The following is a 17,193-nucleotide window of genomic DNA, read 5'->3' on the forward strand; positions in this document are numbered from 1 at the left end:
CGAAATTGCAGCGTAGAGCGGCGCAAATGATCTGCAAGTGCACGCGGACGGGGGCTTTGAGAGGCAGCGCAAGGGGGCTTGGCGATGACCGGCAGAGCACTACTACAGCCGCTGTGACGGCACGATTGCGGCCTTTACCGGCAGGATGGTCGCGGTTGGCCGCAGGCTTGCACTCGCTGCCAGGCGGCTCGGCAGGGGTGGCGGGAGCATCTCGGCGAAGGCGCGGCGCCATTGGCGGCCGCCGCGAAGGGCTGAAGGCTTACAACCCGAGAGGCTCGCGCCACAGCACGTAGCGGTCCTTGCCACTGCGCTTGGCCTCGTACAACGCCTGGTCGGCCTTGACCAGGGCGTTGCTCAGGGTGTCTTCGGCGAGGATTTGCGCCAGGCCGATACTGATGGTCACCGGATGCTCGGCGACTTCGTCACGGACCCGCCGACACAGGGCGTCGATGCGCCGTTCGGCGTCGGCCTGGTTGAGCCCCCAGACGTAGATCACGAACTCTTCACCGCCCAGCCGTGCGTACTCGAATTCGCTCATCGAGGCCTTGATGCTGGCGGCGATGCGCTTGAGCACCACGTCGCCGATGTCGTGGCCGAACTGGTCGTTGACCTTCTTGAAGTTGTCGATGTCGATCATCGCCAGGTAGCGCGTGGCGGCCGCGTCCTGCTGCAGGTGTTTTTCGGCCTTGGCCATGAACGAACGGCGGTTGGGGATCTCGGTCAGGGCATCGACGTAGGCTTGCTCGAGCAGCAGCTTGGCCATGTAGAAGTTGTACAGCTTGGCCCGGCGCATCTTCAGGTAGCTGTACAGGGTCAGGCCGTTGAGAAACACCGCATAGCAGACGAACATGCTGCCACGCAGCTCGAACAGGTGCATGTCCGGGACCTGGAACGGGTTGAGGTTGACCCAGGTCACCAGCATCGTCGCCAGGAACGACCAGCGCCGCACCGGCAGCACCGACACGCTGTACAGCACACTCGAGGCGCCGAGGACCATCCAGGCCGGGCGCAGCGCTTGCGGCAGGCCGTCGATCACCAGGCGCACCGCCAGGGTGATCACGGCGATGAACACCAGGTTGAGCACATCGAAATGCGCCGCCTTGCGGACGAAGCCGAGGATGATGGTGAGCATGCCCATCACCGCAATGAACAGCGCCGACAGCCAGGTCAGGCCCTGATTGCCCTGGTAGCTGACGATCAGGTCGAACAGAATCCAGATCCCCAGGCTCAGCACGAACACCAGCAAGCTGAACGACTTCAGGCTTTCGAAGTCGTGCTGGCGGAATTCTTCGCGCAGTTGCGGCGGTGCGACGTTCCTGCGCACTTGCTGTTCGATGGTCTTGTACATGGCAGCCCTGAATGCTCGAAGAAGACGGTTTCAGTGCCCGGCCAAGGGCAGTACCCCCTGGGTCCAGGGCCGGTAGCGCAACGAGAACACTGCCCGCGGATGACAGTCGCTGCGCAGCTGCGGTGGCGCTGCCACGGCAGTGAAGGGCTGGCCGGCGGCGCTGGTCTGGCGAAAGGCTTCGTTGACGATGCCGATGCTGCAGGGCAGGGCATCCTCGTAGTGCTGGCGCACCAGCGGCGCCAGGCGCCCGGTGCCGGCGCCGTCCTGCCACCAGACCTGCAGCTTGAGGCTGGCCAGCTGCTCGAGCCAGCGAGCATTGACTTGCGGGCTCAGGCGCGCGGCGCTGAAAGCGCTGATGTGCAGCGGCGCATCCAGGCGGCGATTGAAGGCCTGTAGCTGGGTGTACAGCGCCTGGCGGCGGTCGGCACTGTGAAAGTGCAGGTCGTCCAGCTCCATCGGCAGGTACCAGCCGGCCACCGGCAACTGCCAGTCCTGGCGGATCTTGCGCTGCTGGGCCAGGGAATTGCCCAGTTGCGCGCGCCAATAGGCGGCCAGGCCGGCGCCATCGAGTTCGTCGATGCGCTGGTAATAGGCGGCGTCCATGTACAGCCCCAGCACCAGCTGCAGACCTTGTTCGTGGGCCAGGCGCAGGCTGTTGGCCAGCCAGCCCCGGGCACCGCCGAAGTCGCTGTCGCCATAGGCGCTCCACTGCACGATCAGGGTTTTGCCGCCCTGGGCCGCAGTGGCTTGCCACAGCGCGCGCCACTGCGCCTCGCTCAACTGCGCGTCGCGGTTCAGCGGTTGGTAGAACAGGCGCTCGTCGGCAGTTGCCTGCAGGCTCAGGACGAACAGCATCACAGCGATCAAGCGGCGCATCAAAAGGTCAACTCCGCACCCAGCAACACGCCGTTGGCGTGTTCATAAAGATTGCCGCCCAGCGACTGCTGGTATTCGGCGCGTACTTTCAGCGAACCGCGATAGGCGTTGTAGCGGTCGTCGTCGAACCACCATTGCCAGCGCAGGCCCAGGCCGGTGCGCAGGTCCTGGCGCCAGTCGTTGCTCGGGTCCTGGCTTGAGAACTCGAGAAAACCATACGGCATCAGGGTTTGTGGCGAGGCACTGGGCAGCTTCCAGGTGTGCCCGCGCTGGTAGCGCGACAGCCATTGATGGTCGCCGGCGCGGGTCCACCAGGCGGCATCGAGGTAGAGGAAGCGCTCGTCCCACTCGTCCTCGTCGACCCGCCAGTCGTTGCGCCATTTGCCCTGGTCGAGGTACGAAGCGGTGGCGCGCAGCAGCAGGTCGTTGCTCGACTCGGCATGGCCGCGCAGGTCGCCATAGTTGTCGCCGACCTTGCTCGGGCTGAGCAACTGGCCAAGGCTCAGGCCGCCGTAACGGGCATCGTCGATCTGGCGCTGGTGGTACAACTCGGTGTACAGGTTCAGGTTGCTGGTGCCCAACGGCTTGTAGCGCAGGCCGACGCCTGTGCCCATGCTCTGCGCATAGTCGTTGCGCCCGCTGCCACCGAACAGCACCCGGCCATAGACCGAGAAGGTGCTGCCATTGCGGCTCGGCTCTTCGCCCAGGGCGTGGTCCCACATCGCCAGTTGCACGTTTTGCGAAGTGGCGCGGCGGTCCTGGCGGTCATCGCGAAAGTTGTCGTTGGTCGAGACGCCGGCCGGCGACCAGGTGCTGGCCAGGGTGAAGCTGTCGCGCCGCGACAGCGCCTCGTGGGCGCGGCGCTGACGGTACTTGCGGGCGTCCAGGCTGCCGAACTGGTCGTCGCCATCGACCAGGTCGTGTTCGACATCCAGCACCCGGCGCAGCTCTTTGCGGGCCGCGGCGCTGTTCTCGACTTCGTCGTAGCGCCAGGCCAGGGTTTCGCTGATCCGGTAATCCTCGGGGAAGGCCTTGGCGGCGCGCTCAAGGTAGGGGATCGAGCGGGCGCGGGTTACTTGTTGTTCCGAGCCCGCCAGGCGCATGCCGTAGTCGGCGCTGTAGCGCGGCTGCTCTGGCGCCAGGCGCACGGCCTCGGCAAGCCAGGCGGTGCTCTGCGCCAGGTCGCCGTTCTGCGCGGCGGTCACCGCAGCGCCATAGTAATGGTCGGGGCGCGGTTGCTGCGCGAGGGCCTGGCGCTGGTAGTCCATGGCGTCGTGGACCTGGTAGTCGCGCTGGGCGATGGCCGCGCCCAGCGCCCAGTCATCGGCCGTTACCGGCGTTGCCTGTTTCCAATAGGTGTATGCCAGGTGAGGATTGTCGGCGTTCAGCGCACTGCGCGCGGCGGTAAGCCGGGCGTTGGCGGTCCACTCGCTGTCGGCCAGGGCTTTCCACAGCGGTTGCGCGGCGTAGGAATCGCCGGCGGCTTCCAGGGCGTAGGCCAGCGGCAGGCGGCTGCCGGTATCGCCCAGGTCTGCGGCGGCCTGGTAATAGACCACCGCTTCGCCAGGGCGCTCGGGCATGGCGCAGCGGCCCAGGGCACGCAACTGGCCGACTTCGCTGGGTGTGGCGGGGATCGCCTGGCGGACCGTGTCGCACTGCCCGCGCTCGGCCAGGCGGGCGAGCAGCAGGGCGCGGTTGGCGGCATCGACCCGCGGGATCAAGCCGGCCATTCGCCGGCTGTCGAGCGGCGCATCGTCGGCACTGTAAAGCCCGGCCAGGCGCTGCAGCAAGGGTTGTGGCAAGCGGCCCTGGCGGCGGTCGTAGGCCTGTTCGAGCAGTTGGCGCACATGCTCCTTGCGGCCCTCCTTGAGCTGCAGGAAGCTCGCTTGTTCGAGGGCCTGCAGGTCGCCGCTCTGGCGGTACAGGCGCTCCCACATCTGTGCGGAACGCGCCTCGCCACCCGGGCCCTGCAGGCGCTGGTTGAGTACCAGCCAGGCTTTGGGGTTGTCATCGGCGCGGCAGCCTTTGAGCTGCTCGCGGGCGGCCTGCGGATCGTGGCGCGACAGCCATTCGGTGGTTTCCAGGCATGGCCGGTTCAGCTCGTTGCTGAGCCGCCGTACCAGCGCGGCATCATCGCCCTGGCGCGCCAGTTCCCACAGCTGCCGACGATTGGCCGGGTCGTGCAGGTCTTGCTCGGGCAGCGACTGCAGCCAGCGCTGGGCCAGCTCGGTGTGGCCCATGGCAATTGCCCGGTTGGCCATGGCCAGGCGGGTCTGGCGGGCGATCTCGGGGGTGGGCGCCTGCTTGAGCAGTTGTTGCAGTGGCGCCTCGTCCAGGCGCTGTACGTAGGCGTTGGCCAGGCGTTGCCAGTCTTGCGCCGGCAGCTCGCCGCGCTCGGCCAGCGGCGCCAGGGCGGCGATGGTCTGGCTCCAGTTGCGCAGTTGCTCGGCCCAGTTGGCCCGGGCCAGGCGCAGGATGTTGTCGTCGCCATGTGCCGGCAGGTGGTTGAGCCACTCCAGGGCCTTGGCCGCGCCACCGAACTTGGCCAGGCTCAGGCTGTAGGCCTGCCACAGGCGGATACGCTGGTTGAGGCTGCTGGTGGCGATCCAGCCCTCGACCCGGCTTGCGGCGGGTGGGTCCTGCTCGATCCAGGTCAGGCGCAGCTCCAGCAGGGCGTCGGCGTCGCTGCTGCTGGCGGCTTCGGCCAGTTGCTCGGCTTCGCGGTAGCGGCGCTGATGGGCCAGGGCCTGGATCAGCAAGGCGCGGGCTTCGCTGTTGTTGGGTACCCGCTCGAGCAGGTGGCGGGTCAGGCGTTCGACTTCTTTCCAGTTGTCGGCCTTGGCCTCGCGGTAGCTGCGTTCAAGGAAGGGGTAGCTGCGAAAGCGTTCGAAGTCGCTAAGCGGCGCGGCCAGGCCGTGCACGGTGTAGAACGACAACAACAAACTGGCCAGCGTCAGCGGCGGGCGCACACTCATGCCACCTCCCGGGTCAGGTCATAAGCGGCTTGCTGTTCTTCGAGCTGCTCGGCGAGGGCGTCTTGCAGTACCGCTTCGCTGATGATGCCGCGGGCAATCAGGTGCTCGCCCAGGGACATGTGCTCCGGGTTGAAATCGATCAAGGCCTGGTTGAACAACGTGGGGGGGACCATGCCGCGCACCTGCAACAGGGTGCCGAGCATGATTTGGTGGTGACTGACCCGCTCAAGCAACGCGGCATCGTCCTGATGCTTTTCGAGAACCGCGAGCATGTGCCGGGTCTCCTCCTTCTGCCAGGGGCTGGGGTAGTGGTAACGCAGGCCGAGGGTGACCCGGCCCTGGGGCGCCAGGCGATATTGCACCGGGCGCTTGAGTTGACGGCTGATGACCCCGAGGGACACCTGGCTGACCGGGCCTTCGCTGGCCAGGATCAATGTATCGCCGTCTTGCGCTACCGGCAGCACCCCGTAGTGCACTGCCAGGCGGCGGGGCAGCAGGGTAATCAATTTGCGCTCAAGTTTGAATGGATTTAATGGCGCCCAGGGTAAATCCAGTTGTTCGGCCAGGGTTTGCACCAGTTGCTCGCTGGTCAACAGCCCGCGCAGCAGCAGTTCGCGGCCCAGGCGCCGGCGCACGGGACTGGTGATCAGCACTTGCAATTGCGCCTCGCTGATCAGCCCCTTGGCCACCAGGCGCTGACCCAGAGGCGTGCGTGCCGGCGCGCCGAGGGCCGGGAACTCGTGGGTGGTCTTGTCCCACGCCACCCGGCGCGAGTCGCCCATTTCCATGACCTGGCGCAGCGCCCGCAGGTTGGCGAAGAAGTTGACGAAGTTGCTCCACATCATCCGCGGCGCCGACAGCAGCCCCTCGAAGATGCCGTAGTAACGGGTGACGAAAAATCCGCGCTGGAACAGGCGGTTGATCAACAACAGGCCGTTGAGCCAGAGCAGGGTCATCAGCAGCGGGCTGTCGCTGAGAATTGACTGGAAGCGCCAGGCGTTGGGCGCCAGCATCGTCACCAGCCACATGGCGATCAGCACCAGGAACAGCAGGTTGACCAGAAAACTCAGCAGGTAGGCGAACAAGCCGCGGCGGTCGCGCCAGAGAAAATAGTTGAGCGCGCCGGTGCGGCTCCAGCCCAGGTTGCTGGTGCCCTGGAAGACAATGCCGACAATCCACCGCGACTTTTGCCGGATCGCATGCTGCCAGTCGCGCGGGAAGTGCTCGCGCACGCAGATGACCTGGGCGAACTCTCGGCTCATGCCCCAGCGCCAGTCGCGCTTGAGGGCCAGTTGCGGGTCGCTCATCGAGTAGCGGGCGAAGATACACTTCATGCCCTTTTGCTTGAGGCGAAAACCGATGTCGTAGTCTTCGGTCAGGCTCTGCACGTCGAAGGCAATGCCGTCGCCGTCTTCGAGCAGGGCGCTGATCGCCTTGCGGCTGAAGCAGGTGCCGACCCCGGCGCTGGGCACCTGGCCGGTCAACGCTTCGCGCACGATCACGTCCTTGCCGTGGTTTTCGGCGAACTCGTCGACGTAGTGCCCGGCAGTAAAACCGCGCCACTCGGGGGCGAAGGGGTAGACCGGGATCTGGATCATGTCCTTGTTCGGCAGCAGGTAGTTGTACAGCCGCAGCTCCATGGGCGAGATGACGTCTTCGGCGTCGTGCAGGATGAAGCCGGCGAACTCGATGCGCGCGTCCTGCTCAAAACGCAGGATCGCATCGATGATGTTGTTCAGGCAGTCGGCCTTGCTGGTCGGCCCGGGCCGCGCGCACACCACCTTGTGCACGTTGGGGTAGTGCAGGCACACGGCGTCGACGTCGGCCTGGGTCTGCGGGTCGTTGGGGTAGGTGCCGACGAAGATCTGGTAGTTTTCGTAGTCGATGGTCGAGGCCGCCAGGCGCGCCATCTCGCCGACCACACCGACCTCGTTCCAGGCCGGGACCATGATTGCCAGGGGTTTTTCCGGCACTTCGAAAAGGCGTTTTTCGTCGGCCTTCTCGTACTTGTCGTAGATGCGAAAGCGGCGAATCAGCTTGCGGCCCCAATAGACGATGTCGATGAACAGGTCATCCAGGCCGAGCAGGAACATCAAACTGGCAAGGACGATGGCCAGCAGCTTGAGGCCGAACAATACATAGGTGAAGAAATCGACCCAGGCCAGGCTCATGCCTCGTCTCGCTCAGCGGCGTTTTCCTCGAGCCAGCGGCTCAGGCGTTCGGCGATGCGTTCGCTGGCATGGCCGTCGCCGTAAGGGCTGAACACCCGGCTCATGCGTTGGTAGGCCTCGCTGTCATCGAGCAGGCGGCTGGTTTCCTTGACGATGCGTTCGGTCTGGGTGCCCACCAGCATCACCGTGCCGCCTTCGAGCACTGACGGCCGCTCGGTGACCTTGCGCAGCACCAGCAGAGGCTTGCCGAGTGCCGGCGCTTCTTCCTGGACGCCGCCCGAATCGGTGAGGATCAGGTAGGCGCGGTCCATCAGCCAGACGAAATGCTGATAGTCCTGGGGCGCCACCAGGAGGATGTTCGGCTGATGCGAGAGCAGCGCGTACACGGCTTTTTGCACCTGCGGGTTGAGGTGCACCGGGTAGACGAACTGCACGTGCGGGTAACGCAAGGCAAGTTCGGCCAGGGCCAGGCAGATGCGTTCGAAACCCTGGCCGAAGTTTTCCCGGCGATGGCCGGTAATCAGTACCAGGCGCTGGTCGTCGCGCAGTTGCGCCAGCGGCGACTCGGGCGCAGGTTTCCACTGGCTCTTGTTCAGGTGCTCGCGCATCCACAGCAGCGCATCGATCACGGTGTTGCCGGTGACTTCGATGTGCTCGAGCACCACGCCTTCGCGCAGCAGGTTGTCGCGGGCCTTGGTGGTGGGCGGGAAATGCAGGTCGGCGATCACCCCGGTCAGGCGCCGGTTGGCTTCCTCGGGCCACGGCGCCTTGAGGTTGCCGGTGCGCAGCCCTGCCTCGACGTGGCCGATGGGGATCTGCCGGTTGAACGCCGCCAGCGCGGCGATGAAACTGGTGGTGGTGTCGCCGTGCACCAGGACGATGTCGGGCTGGATGCGTGCGTAGGTGTCGTCGAGCTGTTTGAGCAATTGCTGGGACAGGCCGTTGAGGGTCTGGTTCTGGGTCATCACCTTGAGGTCTTCATCGACGCTCAGGCCAAAATCGTGCAGCACTTGCTGGAGCATTTCCCGGTGCTGGCCGGTGGAGCAGATGTTCAGCTCGATATCCGGCCACTGGCGCAACACCTGGGCCAGCGGGGCCATTTTGATCGCTTCCGGGCGTGTGCCAAACACCATCATGACTGTGTACGCCATTATCCCGCTCCTCGTCCGTCCTTTTCTGAGAAGTTGTACGTTCTGCCGCTCTTGTAAGGTTTAGATACAAGCAGTAGAAGGCGGGGTTGTCCAATGGGCGGGTCAGCGATTGCTCAAGGCCCCAGGGAGAGTGCCAGCCAGTCGAGAAACGCCCGCAGCGCAGGTTCGCGCTCGCGCCCCGGCAACCACACGGCGCTGTACTGCGCGGCCGGCAAGCGCACCTCAGGGTGCCACGGCTGCAGCACACCCTGGCGCACACTGTCGGCCACCAGCACGTTGCTGGCCAGCACCAGCCCATAGCCGGCAGCGGCCGCCTGCAGGGCATGGTGCTCATCGTCATAGTGATGAAAACGCGCCCGTTGCAGCCAGTCTTCACACCCGGCCAGGGCGCACCAGCGGGCCCAGTCGATGACCACGCCACTGACCGAAGCCCACGGCACTTCAAGCATCGACAGCGGCAGATTGGCAGGCGGCGGCTGCCAACCGGGCGGGGTGTATACCGCGAAATGCTCGGCCAGCAATGGCAACCGCTGCAACGCCGGATCAGGATTGAATTCGGCACGCAAGGCCAGGTCGAAACGGTGCTCGCGCTGCAGGTCGACCACCTCGTTGCCGGTCAGCACCCGCACCTGGATGTCGGCATGGCGGCGATGGAAATCGCCCAGCCGCGGGATCAGCCATGCACTGGCGAAGGCCGCGGTGGTGGTCAGGGTCAGTTGCTGGCGATCACAGGGCGGTTGCAGGTCGTCAAGACTTTGCTGCAGGTTGGCCAGGCCCTGGTGCACCTGCAGGTACAGGCGCTCGCCGGCGTCGCTGAGCCTGACACCCTGGCGGCTGCGCTCGAACAGCAGCAGGCCCAGCTGCGATTCCAGGCGTTTGATCTGGTGCGAAACCGCCGCAGGCGTGACTGCCAGTTCGTCGCTGGCAGCCTTGAAGCCGCCCAGGCGGGCCGCCGATTCGAAGGTGCGCAGGGCAGTCAGGGGCAGTTTGCCGAACACGGTGCTCAAGCCAATTGAGGGAGGCTCAATTTAGCTCAATTGAAGCATCGCCTCAACGCCGCTAGGGTGGGGCTTCATTGACGTTCAGGGAGGCAGATATGCAAGGCAAGTCGCGCAAGGTCGTCCAGGCCATTCTCTACGAAACCATCGCCGTGCTGTGCGTGGCGCCGGCGCTGTCCTGGGCCTTCGATGCCGGCATAGCCCACTCCACGGTGCTGTCGCTGATTCTGTCGGCGGTGGCCCTGGCCTGGAACATGTTCTACAACTGGGCGTTCGAGCATTGGGAAGCCCGCCAGGCCCAGCGCCAGCGCACCCTGTGGCGGCGGTTTCTCCACGCCCTGGGCTTTGAAGGCGGGCTGGTGCTGATCCTCTTGCCGGTGGTCGCCGGCTGGCTGCAGATCAGCCTGTGGCAGGCGCTGCTGACCAACCTTGCGCTGTTCGCATTCTTCTTTGTCTATGCCTTCGTGTTCCAGTGGGCCTTCGACCGGGTGTTCGATGTGCCCGATTCTGCCCGCGAGCCTGCTTGACTTTGCCTGGGCGGCTGCGCTAGTTTCGCTGGCATGAACACATTCCTGCAGTCGCCTCAGCGCAGCATTATTACCGCCATTATCGTTTTGGCGGGCTAGCTGGCACTTGCACCGAACCCGCCCTGGAGGCGGGTTCTTTCTCTCTCTCCTGGGCACTTTAAAAAAACCAGGAGTCACCGATGACCAGCCTTGCCGTTAGCCCCCGCACACCTGCCGCGCCGCTGAACCTGCTGTCTGACTACGTGCGGCGCATTCTTGCGGCGCCGGTGTACGACCTGGCGATCGAAACGCCCCTGCAAGCGGCGCCGGCGCTGTCGCGCAGCCTTGGCAACCAGGTGTTGCTCAAGCGCGAAGACCTGCAGCCGACCTTTTCCTTCAAGATCCGCGGCGCCTACACCCGTCTCAGCCGCCTGAGCCCGGCCCAGCGCCAGCGCGGGGTGATCACCGCGTCCGCCGGCAACCACGCCCAGGGCGTGGCCTTGGCCGCCCGCGAACTGGGCATGCGCGCCACTATCGTGATGCCGACCACCACCCCGGAACTCAAGGTCGAAGGCGTGCGTTCGCGCGGCGGCCAGGTGGTGCTGCACGGCGAAAGCTTCCCCCACGCCCTGGCCCATGCACTGAAACTGGCTGACAGCGAAGGCGCGACCTTCGTGCCGCCGTTCGACGACCCCGACGTGATCGCCGGTCAAGGCACGGTGGCCATGGAGATCCTCCGTCAGCAACCCGGCGCGCTGGATGCGATCTTCGTTCCGGTCGGTGGCGGCGGCCTGATCGCCGGCATCGCCGCCTACGTCAAGTACCTGCGCCCCGAGGTCAAGGTGATCGGCGTCGAGCCGCAGGACTCGAACTGCCTGCAAGCGGCCATGGCCGCCGGCGAGCGGGTGGTGCTGGCCCAGGTCGGCAGCTTTGCCGAAGGCGTGGCGGTGGCGCAGATCGGCGCCCATTGCTTCGAGTTGTGCCGCCACTATGTCGATGAGGTCATCACCGTCAGCAGCGACGAGCTGTGCGCGGCGATCAAGGACATCTACGACGACACCCGCTCGATCACCGAACCTTCCGGCGCCCTGGCTGTGGCCGGGATCAAGAAGTACGTGGCCCGCGAAGGCGCCCAGGGTCAGACCCTGGTGGCGATCGACTCCGGTGCCAACGTCAATTTCGACCGCCTGCGCCATGTTGCCGAGCGCGCCGAACTGGGCGAGCAGCGCGAAGCGATCATCGCCGTGACCATCCCCGAGCAGCCGGGCAGTTTCCGCGCCTTTTGCCAGGCCCTGGGCAAGCGCCAGATCACCGAGTTCAACTACCGCTACTACCCCGGCAAGGAGGCGCGACTGTTCGTTGGCGTGCAGACCCATCCGCAGACCGACCCGCGCGACCAGTTGCTGGCCAGCCTGCGCGATCAGGGTTACAGCGTGCTCGACCTGACCGACAACGAACTGGCCAAGGCCCACGTGCGCCACACCGTGGGCGGGCATGCCGGGCCTGGGGCGGACGAGCGCGTGCTGCGCTTTGAATTCCCCGAGCGTCCGGGGGCCTTGCTGGGCTTTCTCGAGCGCCTGGGCAAGCGCTGGAACATCAGCCTGTTCCACTACCGCAACCACGGCGCCGCCGAAGCGCGGGTGTTTGCCGCCCTGGAAGTGCCGCAGGACGAACAGGCCGGCCTGCCCGCAGCGCTGGACGCCATGGGCTACCGCTACTGGGACGAAAGCGACAACCCGGCCTACCGGCTGTTCCTCGGCTGACTCAGATCAACACGGGGCAGGGCAGACAGGCGGATCCTCATGGCAAAGGAACATTGCATGAGGATTTCGCCATGAGCAGCACGTTTTTCATCCCCGCCGTCAACATCATGGGCATCGATTGCCTCGAAGAGGCGATGGCTGCCATTGCCGGATACGGCCTGCGCAAGGCCCTGATCGTCACCGACGCGGGCCTGGCCAAGGCCGGGATCGCCGAGCGCATTGCCGAAATGCTGGCGATGCGCGACATCGACTCGGCGATCTTCGATGGCGCCAAGCCCAACCCGAGCATTGCCAACGTCGAGCAGGGCCTGGCGCTGTTGCAGCGCGAGCGTTGCGACTGCGTGATTTCCCTGGGCGGCGGCTCGCCCCATGACTGCGCCAAGGGCATTGCCCTGTGCGCCACCAACGGCGGGCATATCCGTGATTACGAAGGGGTGGACCAGTCGGCCAAGCCGCAACTGCCGCTGATTGCCATCAACACCACCGCCGGCACCGCCAGTGAGATGACCCGCTTCTGCATCATCACCGACGAAGCGCGCCACGTGAAAATGGCCATTGTCGACCGCAACGTCACGCCGCTGCTGTCGGTCAACGACCCGGCGCTGATGGTCGGCATGCCCAAGGGCTTGACCGCGGCCACCGGCATGGATGCCCTGACCCACGCCATCGAGGCCTACGTTTCCACTGCCGCCACGCCGATCACCGACGCCTGCGCGATCAAGGCCATCGAGCTGATCAGCGACAACCTGCGCCAGGCCGTGGCCGACGGCAGCGACCTCAAGGCCCGGGAAAACATGGCCTACGCCCAGTTCCTCGCCGGCATGGCGTTCAACAACGCCTCGCTGGGTTACGTGCATGCCATGGCCCACCAGCTCGGCGGTTTTTATGACTTGCCCCATGGCGTGTGCAACGCGGTGCTGCTGCCCCATGTGCAGCGCTTCAACGCCAGCGTCAGCGCCGCGCGCCTGCGCGATGTGGCCAAGGCCATGGGCGTGGATGTCAGCGCCATGAGCGCCGAGCAGGGCAGCGATGCCGCCCTGGCGGCGATCGAGCAGCTGTCGCGGGCCATTGATATTGCGCCGGGGCTGGCGGTGCTGGGGGCCAAGGAGGCCGATATTCCGACCCTGGCGGCCAATGCCCTGAAGGATGCCTGCGGCCTGACCAACCCGCGGGTGGCCAGCCAGGCAGAGATCGAGGCGATCTTTAAAGCAGCCTTTTAACAGCCTCGCGGGGCAAGCCCGCTCCTACAGTGCAGGAGCGGGCTTGCCCCGCGATGAGGCCCTCAAACCACCAACGACAGCAGCATGATAAAGATGATGCCGACCACCGAGAGGATGGTCTCCATCATGCTCCAGGTCTTGAAGGTCTCGGCCACGGTCATGTTGAAGTACTGTTTCACCAGCCAGAAGCCGGCATCGTTGACGTGCGACAAAATCAACGAGCCGGCGCCGGTCGCCAGTACCAGCAGTTCACGGTTGACCCCCGGCATCATGCCGATCACTGGCGCAACGATGCCCGCGCCGGTAATGGTCGCCACCGTCGCGGAACCGGTGGCGATACGAATCACCGCCGCCACCAGCCAGGCCAGCATGATCGGCGAAATCTGTGCCTGCACGGCCATCTGCCCGATCACATTACCCACCCCGGTATCGACCAGCATCTGCTTGAAGCCACCGCCGGCACCGACGATCAGGATGATCGCCGCCGTCGGCGCCAGGCTCTGGTCAAGCAGCTTCATGATCTGCTGGCGGGAGAACCCGCGCGCCGCGCCAAAGGTGTAGAACGCCAGCAGCAAGGCGGCAAGCAGGGCGCTGATTGGGTGGCCGATCAGGTCCATCCATTGGCGCACGATGTGCTCGGCCGGTAGCACCACGTCGGCGAAGGTTTTCAGCAGCATCAGGAACACCGGCAGCAGCACGGTGATCAGGGTGATGCTGAAGCTGGGCAGGTTCTGCTGGTCGGACTCGCGGGCGATCTGCTCCATCAGCTCCTTGTTGGGGTTGCCCGGGATGTATTTGGAGATGAAGTTGCCGTACAGGGGACCGGCAATGATCGCCGTGGGCAGGGCGACGATCAGCCCGTAGAAAATGGTTTTGCCGATGTCGGCATTGAAGATGCCGATCGCCAGCAGCGGCCCCGGGTGCGGCGGCACCAGGCCGTGGACCACCGACAAGCCGGCCAGCAGCGGAATGCCGATCTTGATCAACGACACCCCGGAGCGCCGGGCGACGATGAACACCAGCGGGATCAACAGCACGAAGCCGATCTCGAAGAACAGCGGAATGCCCACCAGGAAAGCGGCGAACATCATCGCCCAGTGCACCTTCTGTTTACCGAAGGCGCGGATCAGTGTCTGGGCGATCTGGTCGGCGCCGCCGGAGTCGGCCATCAGCTTGCCGAGCATGGTGCCCAGGGCCAGGACGATGCCGACAAAACCCAGCACGCCACCGAAGCCGTCCTGGAATGATTTCATCACCTTGGCCACCGGCATCCCCGAGGTCAGGCCGAGAAAACCGGCCGCCAGGGTCAGGGCGACAAAAGGGTGGACCTTGAAGTGGGTGATCAGCAGCACCAGGCCGATGATGGTGACCACCGCATCGAGCAGCAGGTAGGTATCAGTTGCCAAACCAAACATGGTTCAGTGCCTCGTATTGTCATTGTTGTGGGCGGAACTATTACAGCGTTTACGGGTCGAGACAGCGCTATCTTGGGTGAGCCGAAAAAACAGCCAGGGTCAGGCCGTTCGCGCCAGCAGCGGTTCACCGCAGGGCTTTAGCCACTGGTCTACCTCGATGGCCAGCTTGTCCACCGCCAGGGTGGCGTCCAGCGCCAGGGTCAGCGGCTCGCTGTTGGGCCGTTCGAGGGCGGCGAACTGGCTGTCGATCAGGCTGGCGGGCATGAAGTGGCCGGGGCGGGCGAGCACGCGGCGGCTGGCTTCAGCGGGGGTGAGATCGAGAAACACGAAGCCCAGGTCCGGCACGGCATGGCGCAGGGCATCGCGGTAGCGCTTCTTCAGCGCCGAGCAGGTGAGGATCGGACGCTCGCCAGCCTTCAGGCACGCTTGCAGTTCCTCGCCCAGGCGAATCAACCAACCGGCACGGTCGTCGTCGTCCAGGGGGATGCCGGCACTCATTTTCTGGATATTGGCAGCGGGGTGGAAGTCGTCGCCTTCGATCAGGCGACCGCCGCTCAGGCCTGCAATGGCGGCACCGACGTAGCTCTTGCCACAGCCAGCGACGCCCATGACCACAATCGCGGAGAGGGGTGGGTTCATCGGTACCTCCTGCAGGGCAAGATAGCGCTATCTTGAAGCGAGACGGCTAACGTCTCGGGCGCTTCCCACCCAGATGTTATTGATTTTGTAAAAGCAGTCTGGATGCTCATTCCTGGCCTCATGCAGTTTTGCATTGCCTGTGGTCTGAGACAGCGCTACCTTAGTGCCCGTTCCCCATTCTTTGCAAGTCGAAAATAAAACCCCTCATGACCCGCATTGGCTCTCGTACTACCGGTCGTCCCACCCTGGCGGAAGTTGCCAGGCTTTCCGGGGTTTCCCCGATCACCGCTTCGCGGGCACTGCGCGGGGTCAGCACGGTTGCCCCTGAGCTCGTGGAAAAGGTCCAGGTCGCCGCCGCCAGCCTCGGCTATGTGGCCAACCCGGCTGCGCGGGCACTGGCCTCCAAGCAGAGCCAGTCGATCGTGGTGTTGATCCCGTCGCTGTCCAACCACCTGTTCATCGACACCCTCGAAGCCATTCACGAGGTCATGCGTCCCCGTGGCCTTGAAGTGCTGATCGGCAACTATCACTACGATATCGCCGAAGAAGAAAACCTGATCCGCAACTACCTGGCTTATCAGCCGCGCGGCATCCTGCTCACCGGTTTTGACCGCAGCGACGCCGCCAAGCAGATGCTCGCCGCCAGCGGCGTGCCGTGCGTACACATGATGGAGCTGGGCGGCGAAGGCCAGGCCATGTCGGTAGGGTTTTCCCAACAGGAAGCGGGAAGGGCGGCGGCGCGCCATCTGCTCGAGCGCGGTTGCAAGCGCCCGGGCTTTATTGCCGCGCAACTTGACCCACGGGTGATGCAGCGCGCCGAAGGCTTTCGCCTGGCCCTGGCCGAAGCCGGCCTGGATGCCCACGGCCGCGAGCTGCTGGCACCACAACCTTCATCGATCGGCCTGGGCGGCGAGCTGTTTGCCCAGCTGCTGCAGCGCCATGCCGATGTCGATGGCATTTTCTTCTGCAACGACGACCTGGCCCAGGGGGCGATTCTTGAAGCCTTGCGCCAGGGCATCAAGGTGCCGCAGCAGGTGGCCATGGTCGGTTTCAACGACCTGCCGGCTTCGGCGCACATGGTGCCGCGCCTGACCTCGATCCGCACCCCGCGCGCGGCCATTGGCCGTTGCGCCGCGCAGGCGCTGTTGGGCCTGCTTGATGGCAAGCGCAGTCAGTTGCAGTGCCAGGATCTGGGCTTCGAACTGATGGTTCGCGAAAGCAGCTGAAACCGCCAGTCGGCGGGCGCTGCAAGGTGATGTCAGAGTGCTTGCACGGTGCCAATCGCCATCTATGCTCAGCAAATCCCGAGCATGGAGTGTTACAAAATGTTTGATTTGCATCGTAAGTCCGATCTGGCTGAAATCGAGCGTTGCACCCAGGCCCTGGGCCAGATGACTGCCAAGTTGGCGGCGGTCAGCCGCTCGATGGCGATGATCGAGTTCAGCCCCGACGGGATCATCCTCGACGCCAACGAAAACTTCTGCAAGACCATGGGCTACGGCGTCGAAGAGATCCGTGGCAAGCATCACCGCCTGTTCTGCGACGAAGCCTTCGGCAAAAGCGAGGAATACCGCCAGCTGTGGCGTGACCTGAACCGTGGCGAGCCGCGCAGCGGCACCTTCGCCCGGATCGACAAGCGCGGCCGCGAAGTCTGGCTCGAAGCCAGCTACATGCCGGTGCTTGGCGCCCAGCAGCAGGTCACCAGCGTCATCAAGGTCGCTTCCGATATCACTCAGCGGGTGCAGCACGAGCACGAGACCGAGAGCCTGATCAACGCCATCAGCCGCTCGATGGCAATGATCGAGTTCACCCCGGATGGCAAGGTCATCGACGCCAACCAGAACTTCCTCAATACCATGCACTACCGCCTCGACGAGGTGGTGGGCAAGCACCACAGCCTGTTCTGCCACAAAAGCGAAAGCGAGTCGGCGGCCTACAAAGCCTTCTGGGCCTCGCTCAACCGTGGCGAGTACCATTCCCACCGATTCGAGCGGGTCAACAAGCTCGGGCAGATGGTTTACCTCGAAGCCTCCTACAACCCGATCTTCGACACCCGCGGGCGCCTGTACAAGGTGGTCAAGTTCGCCAGCGACATCACCCGCCAGGTCAGCACCCAGCAGACCGCCGCCGA

General features: G+C 64.9%; 12 protein-coding genes and 1 pseudogene. 5 read left to right on the forward strand and 8 right to left on the reverse strand.

Annotated elements, in window-relative coordinates:
• Positions 1-259: 259 nt before the first annotated feature.
• The 6 genes from LOY22_RS12050 to LOY22_RS12075 all read right to left on the reverse strand — a co-directional run bounded on the left by LOY22_RS12050 (position 260) and on the right by LOY22_RS12075 (position 9,519).
• Positions 260-1,348, reverse strand: coding sequence for a diguanylate cyclase (locus LOY22_RS12050; protein ID WP_258597601.1), 1,089 nt, complete (start codon positions 1,346-1,348; stop codon positions 260-262).
• A 30-nt stretch (positions 1,349-1,378) separates the two neighbouring features.
• A complete protein-coding gene (locus LOY22_RS12055; RefSeq protein WP_045198696.1) occupies positions 1,379-2,224 on the reverse strand; it encodes a DUF4434 family protein in 846 nt (281 codons plus the stop codon).
• Entirely contained in the window at positions 2,224-5,199 is a 2,976-nt protein-coding gene (locus LOY22_RS12060; RefSeq protein ID WP_258597602.1) for an NfrA family protein, read from the reverse strand. Before LOY22_RS12060 ends, LOY22_RS12055 begins: the two co-directional genes overlap by 1 nt.
• Positions 5,196-7,370 (reverse strand): cyclic di-3',5'-guanylate-activated glycosyltransferase NrfB, encoded by a 2,175-nt coding sequence (gene nrfB, locus LOY22_RS12065; RefSeq protein ID WP_093383415.1) that lies wholly within the window; start codon positions 7,368-7,370, stop codon positions 5,196-5,198. Before nrfB ends, LOY22_RS12060 begins: the two co-directional genes overlap by 4 nt.
• Positions 7,367-8,521, reverse strand: a complete 1,155-nt coding sequence (gene wecB / locus LOY22_RS12070; RefSeq protein ID WP_093383410.1) for a non-hydrolyzing UDP-N-acetylglucosamine 2-epimerase — start codon at positions 8,519-8,521, stop codon at positions 7,367-7,369. Before wecB ends, nrfB begins: the two co-directional genes overlap by 4 nt.
• A gap of 113 nt (positions 8,522-8,634) precedes the next feature.
• On the reverse strand, positions 8,635-9,519 hold the full coding sequence (locus tag LOY22_RS12075) for a LysR substrate-binding domain-containing protein (protein ID WP_176794263.1): 885 nt from the start codon (positions 9,517-9,519) through the stop codon (positions 8,635-8,637).
• 98 nt (positions 9,520-9,617) lie between these two features.
• Between LOY22_RS12075 and LOY22_RS12080 the strand changes: the two genes are divergently transcribed.
• The 3 genes from LOY22_RS12080 to yiaY all read left to right on the forward strand — a co-directional run bounded on the left by LOY22_RS12080 (position 9,618) and on the right by yiaY (position 13,008).
• Complete coding sequence (locus tag LOY22_RS12080) at positions 9,618-10,046, forward strand: PACE efflux transporter (RefSeq protein WP_258597604.1); 429 nt, start codon at positions 9,618-9,620, stop codon at positions 10,044-10,046.
• Positions 10,047-10,225: 179 nt separating this feature from the next.
• Entirely contained in the window at positions 10,226-11,788 is a 1,563-nt protein-coding gene (gene ilvA, locus LOY22_RS12085; protein ID WP_052676528.1) for a threonine ammonia-lyase, biosynthetic, read from the forward strand.
• A 71-nt stretch (positions 11,789-11,859) separates the two neighbouring features.
• Positions 11,860-13,008, forward strand: a complete 1,149-nt coding sequence (gene yiaY, locus LOY22_RS12090) for an L-threonine dehydrogenase (protein WP_093383396.1) — start codon at positions 11,860-11,862, stop codon at positions 13,006-13,008.
• A 62-nt stretch (positions 13,009-13,070) separates the two neighbouring features.
• Here the strand turns inward: yiaY and LOY22_RS12095 are convergent, their stop codons facing one another.
• Together LOY22_RS12095 and LOY22_RS12100 are read right to left on the reverse strand one after the other, a co-directional pair.
• Positions 13,071-14,423: a GntP family permease gene (locus LOY22_RS12095; RefSeq protein WP_045198708.1), complete on the reverse strand. Its 1,353-nt coding sequence runs from the start codon at positions 14,421-14,423 to the stop codon at positions 13,071-13,073.
• 99 nt (positions 14,424-14,522) lie between these two features.
• The gene (locus LOY22_RS12100) at positions 14,523-15,062 is read right to left on the reverse strand and encodes a gluconokinase (RefSeq protein WP_093383393.1); all 540 of its coding nucleotides are present in this window, start codon (positions 15,060-15,062) and stop codon (positions 14,523-14,525) included.
• Between the two features lie 206 nt (positions 15,063-15,268).
• On the opposite strand from LOY22_RS12100, the gene LOY22_RS12105 reads away from it, so the two are divergent.
• Together LOY22_RS12105 and LOY22_RS27045 are read left to right on the forward strand one after the other, a co-directional pair.
• Positions 15,269-16,288: a LacI family DNA-binding transcriptional regulator gene (locus tag LOY22_RS12105; RefSeq protein WP_258597605.1), complete on the forward strand. Its 1,020-nt coding sequence runs from the start codon at positions 15,269-15,271 to the stop codon at positions 16,286-16,288.
• A 204-nt stretch (positions 16,289-16,492) separates the two neighbouring features.
• Positions 16,493-17,170: pseudogene (locus LOY22_RS27045) on the forward strand (PAS domain-containing protein); the annotation flags it as partial.
• Positions 17,171-17,193 lie beyond the last annotated feature (23 nt).

The organism is Pseudomonas sp. B21-035 (assembly GCF_024748945.1).
In the GTDB taxonomy this organism is placed as follows: Bacteria; Pseudomonadota; Gammaproteobacteria; order Pseudomonadales; family Pseudomonadaceae; genus Aquipseudomonas.

What these genes read in the sequence shown, in the direction of transcription:
- ilvA (WP_052676528.1), top strand. Translation starts at nt 10,226, where the DNA reads ATGACCAGCCTTGCCGTTAGCCCCCGCACACCTGCCGCGCCGCTGAAC.
- nrfB (WP_093383415.1), bottom strand. Translation starts at nt 7,370, where the DNA reads ATGAGCCTGGCCTGGGTCGATTTCTTCACCTATGTATTGTTCGGCCTC.
- wecB (WP_093383410.1), bottom strand. Translation starts at nt 8,521, where the DNA reads ATGGCGTACACAGTCATGATGGTGTTTGGCACACGCCCGGAAGCGATC.
- LOY22_RS12055 (WP_045198696.1), bottom strand. Translation starts at nt 2,224, where the DNA reads ATGCGCCGCTTGATCGCTGTGATGCTGTTCGTCCTGAGCCTGCAGGCA.
- LOY22_RS12100 (WP_093383393.1), bottom strand. Translation starts at nt 15,062, where the DNA reads ATGAACCCACCCCTCTCCGCGATTGTGGTCATGGGCGTCGCTGGCTGT.
- LOY22_RS12080 (WP_258597604.1), top strand. Translation starts at nt 9,618, where the DNA reads ATGCAAGGCAAGTCGCGCAAGGTCGTCCAGGCCATTCTCTACGAAACC.
- LOY22_RS12050 (WP_258597601.1), bottom strand. Translation starts at nt 1,348, where the DNA reads ATGTACAAGACCATCGAACAGCAAGTGCGCAGGAACGTCGCACCGCCG.
- yiaY (WP_093383396.1), top strand. Translation starts at nt 11,860, where the DNA reads ATGAGCAGCACGTTTTTCATCCCCGCCGTCAACATCATGGGCATCGAT.
- LOY22_RS12060 (WP_258597602.1), bottom strand. Translation starts at nt 5,199, where the DNA reads ATGAGTGTGCGCCCGCCGCTGACGCTGGCCAGTTTGTTGTTGTCGTTC.
- LOY22_RS12105 (WP_258597605.1), top strand. Translation starts at nt 15,269, where the DNA reads ATGACCCGCATTGGCTCTCGTACTACCGGTCGTCCCACCCTGGCGGAA.
- LOY22_RS12095 (WP_045198708.1), bottom strand. Translation starts at nt 14,423, where the DNA reads ATGTTTGGTTTGGCAACTGATACCTACCTGCTGCTCGATGCGGTGGTC.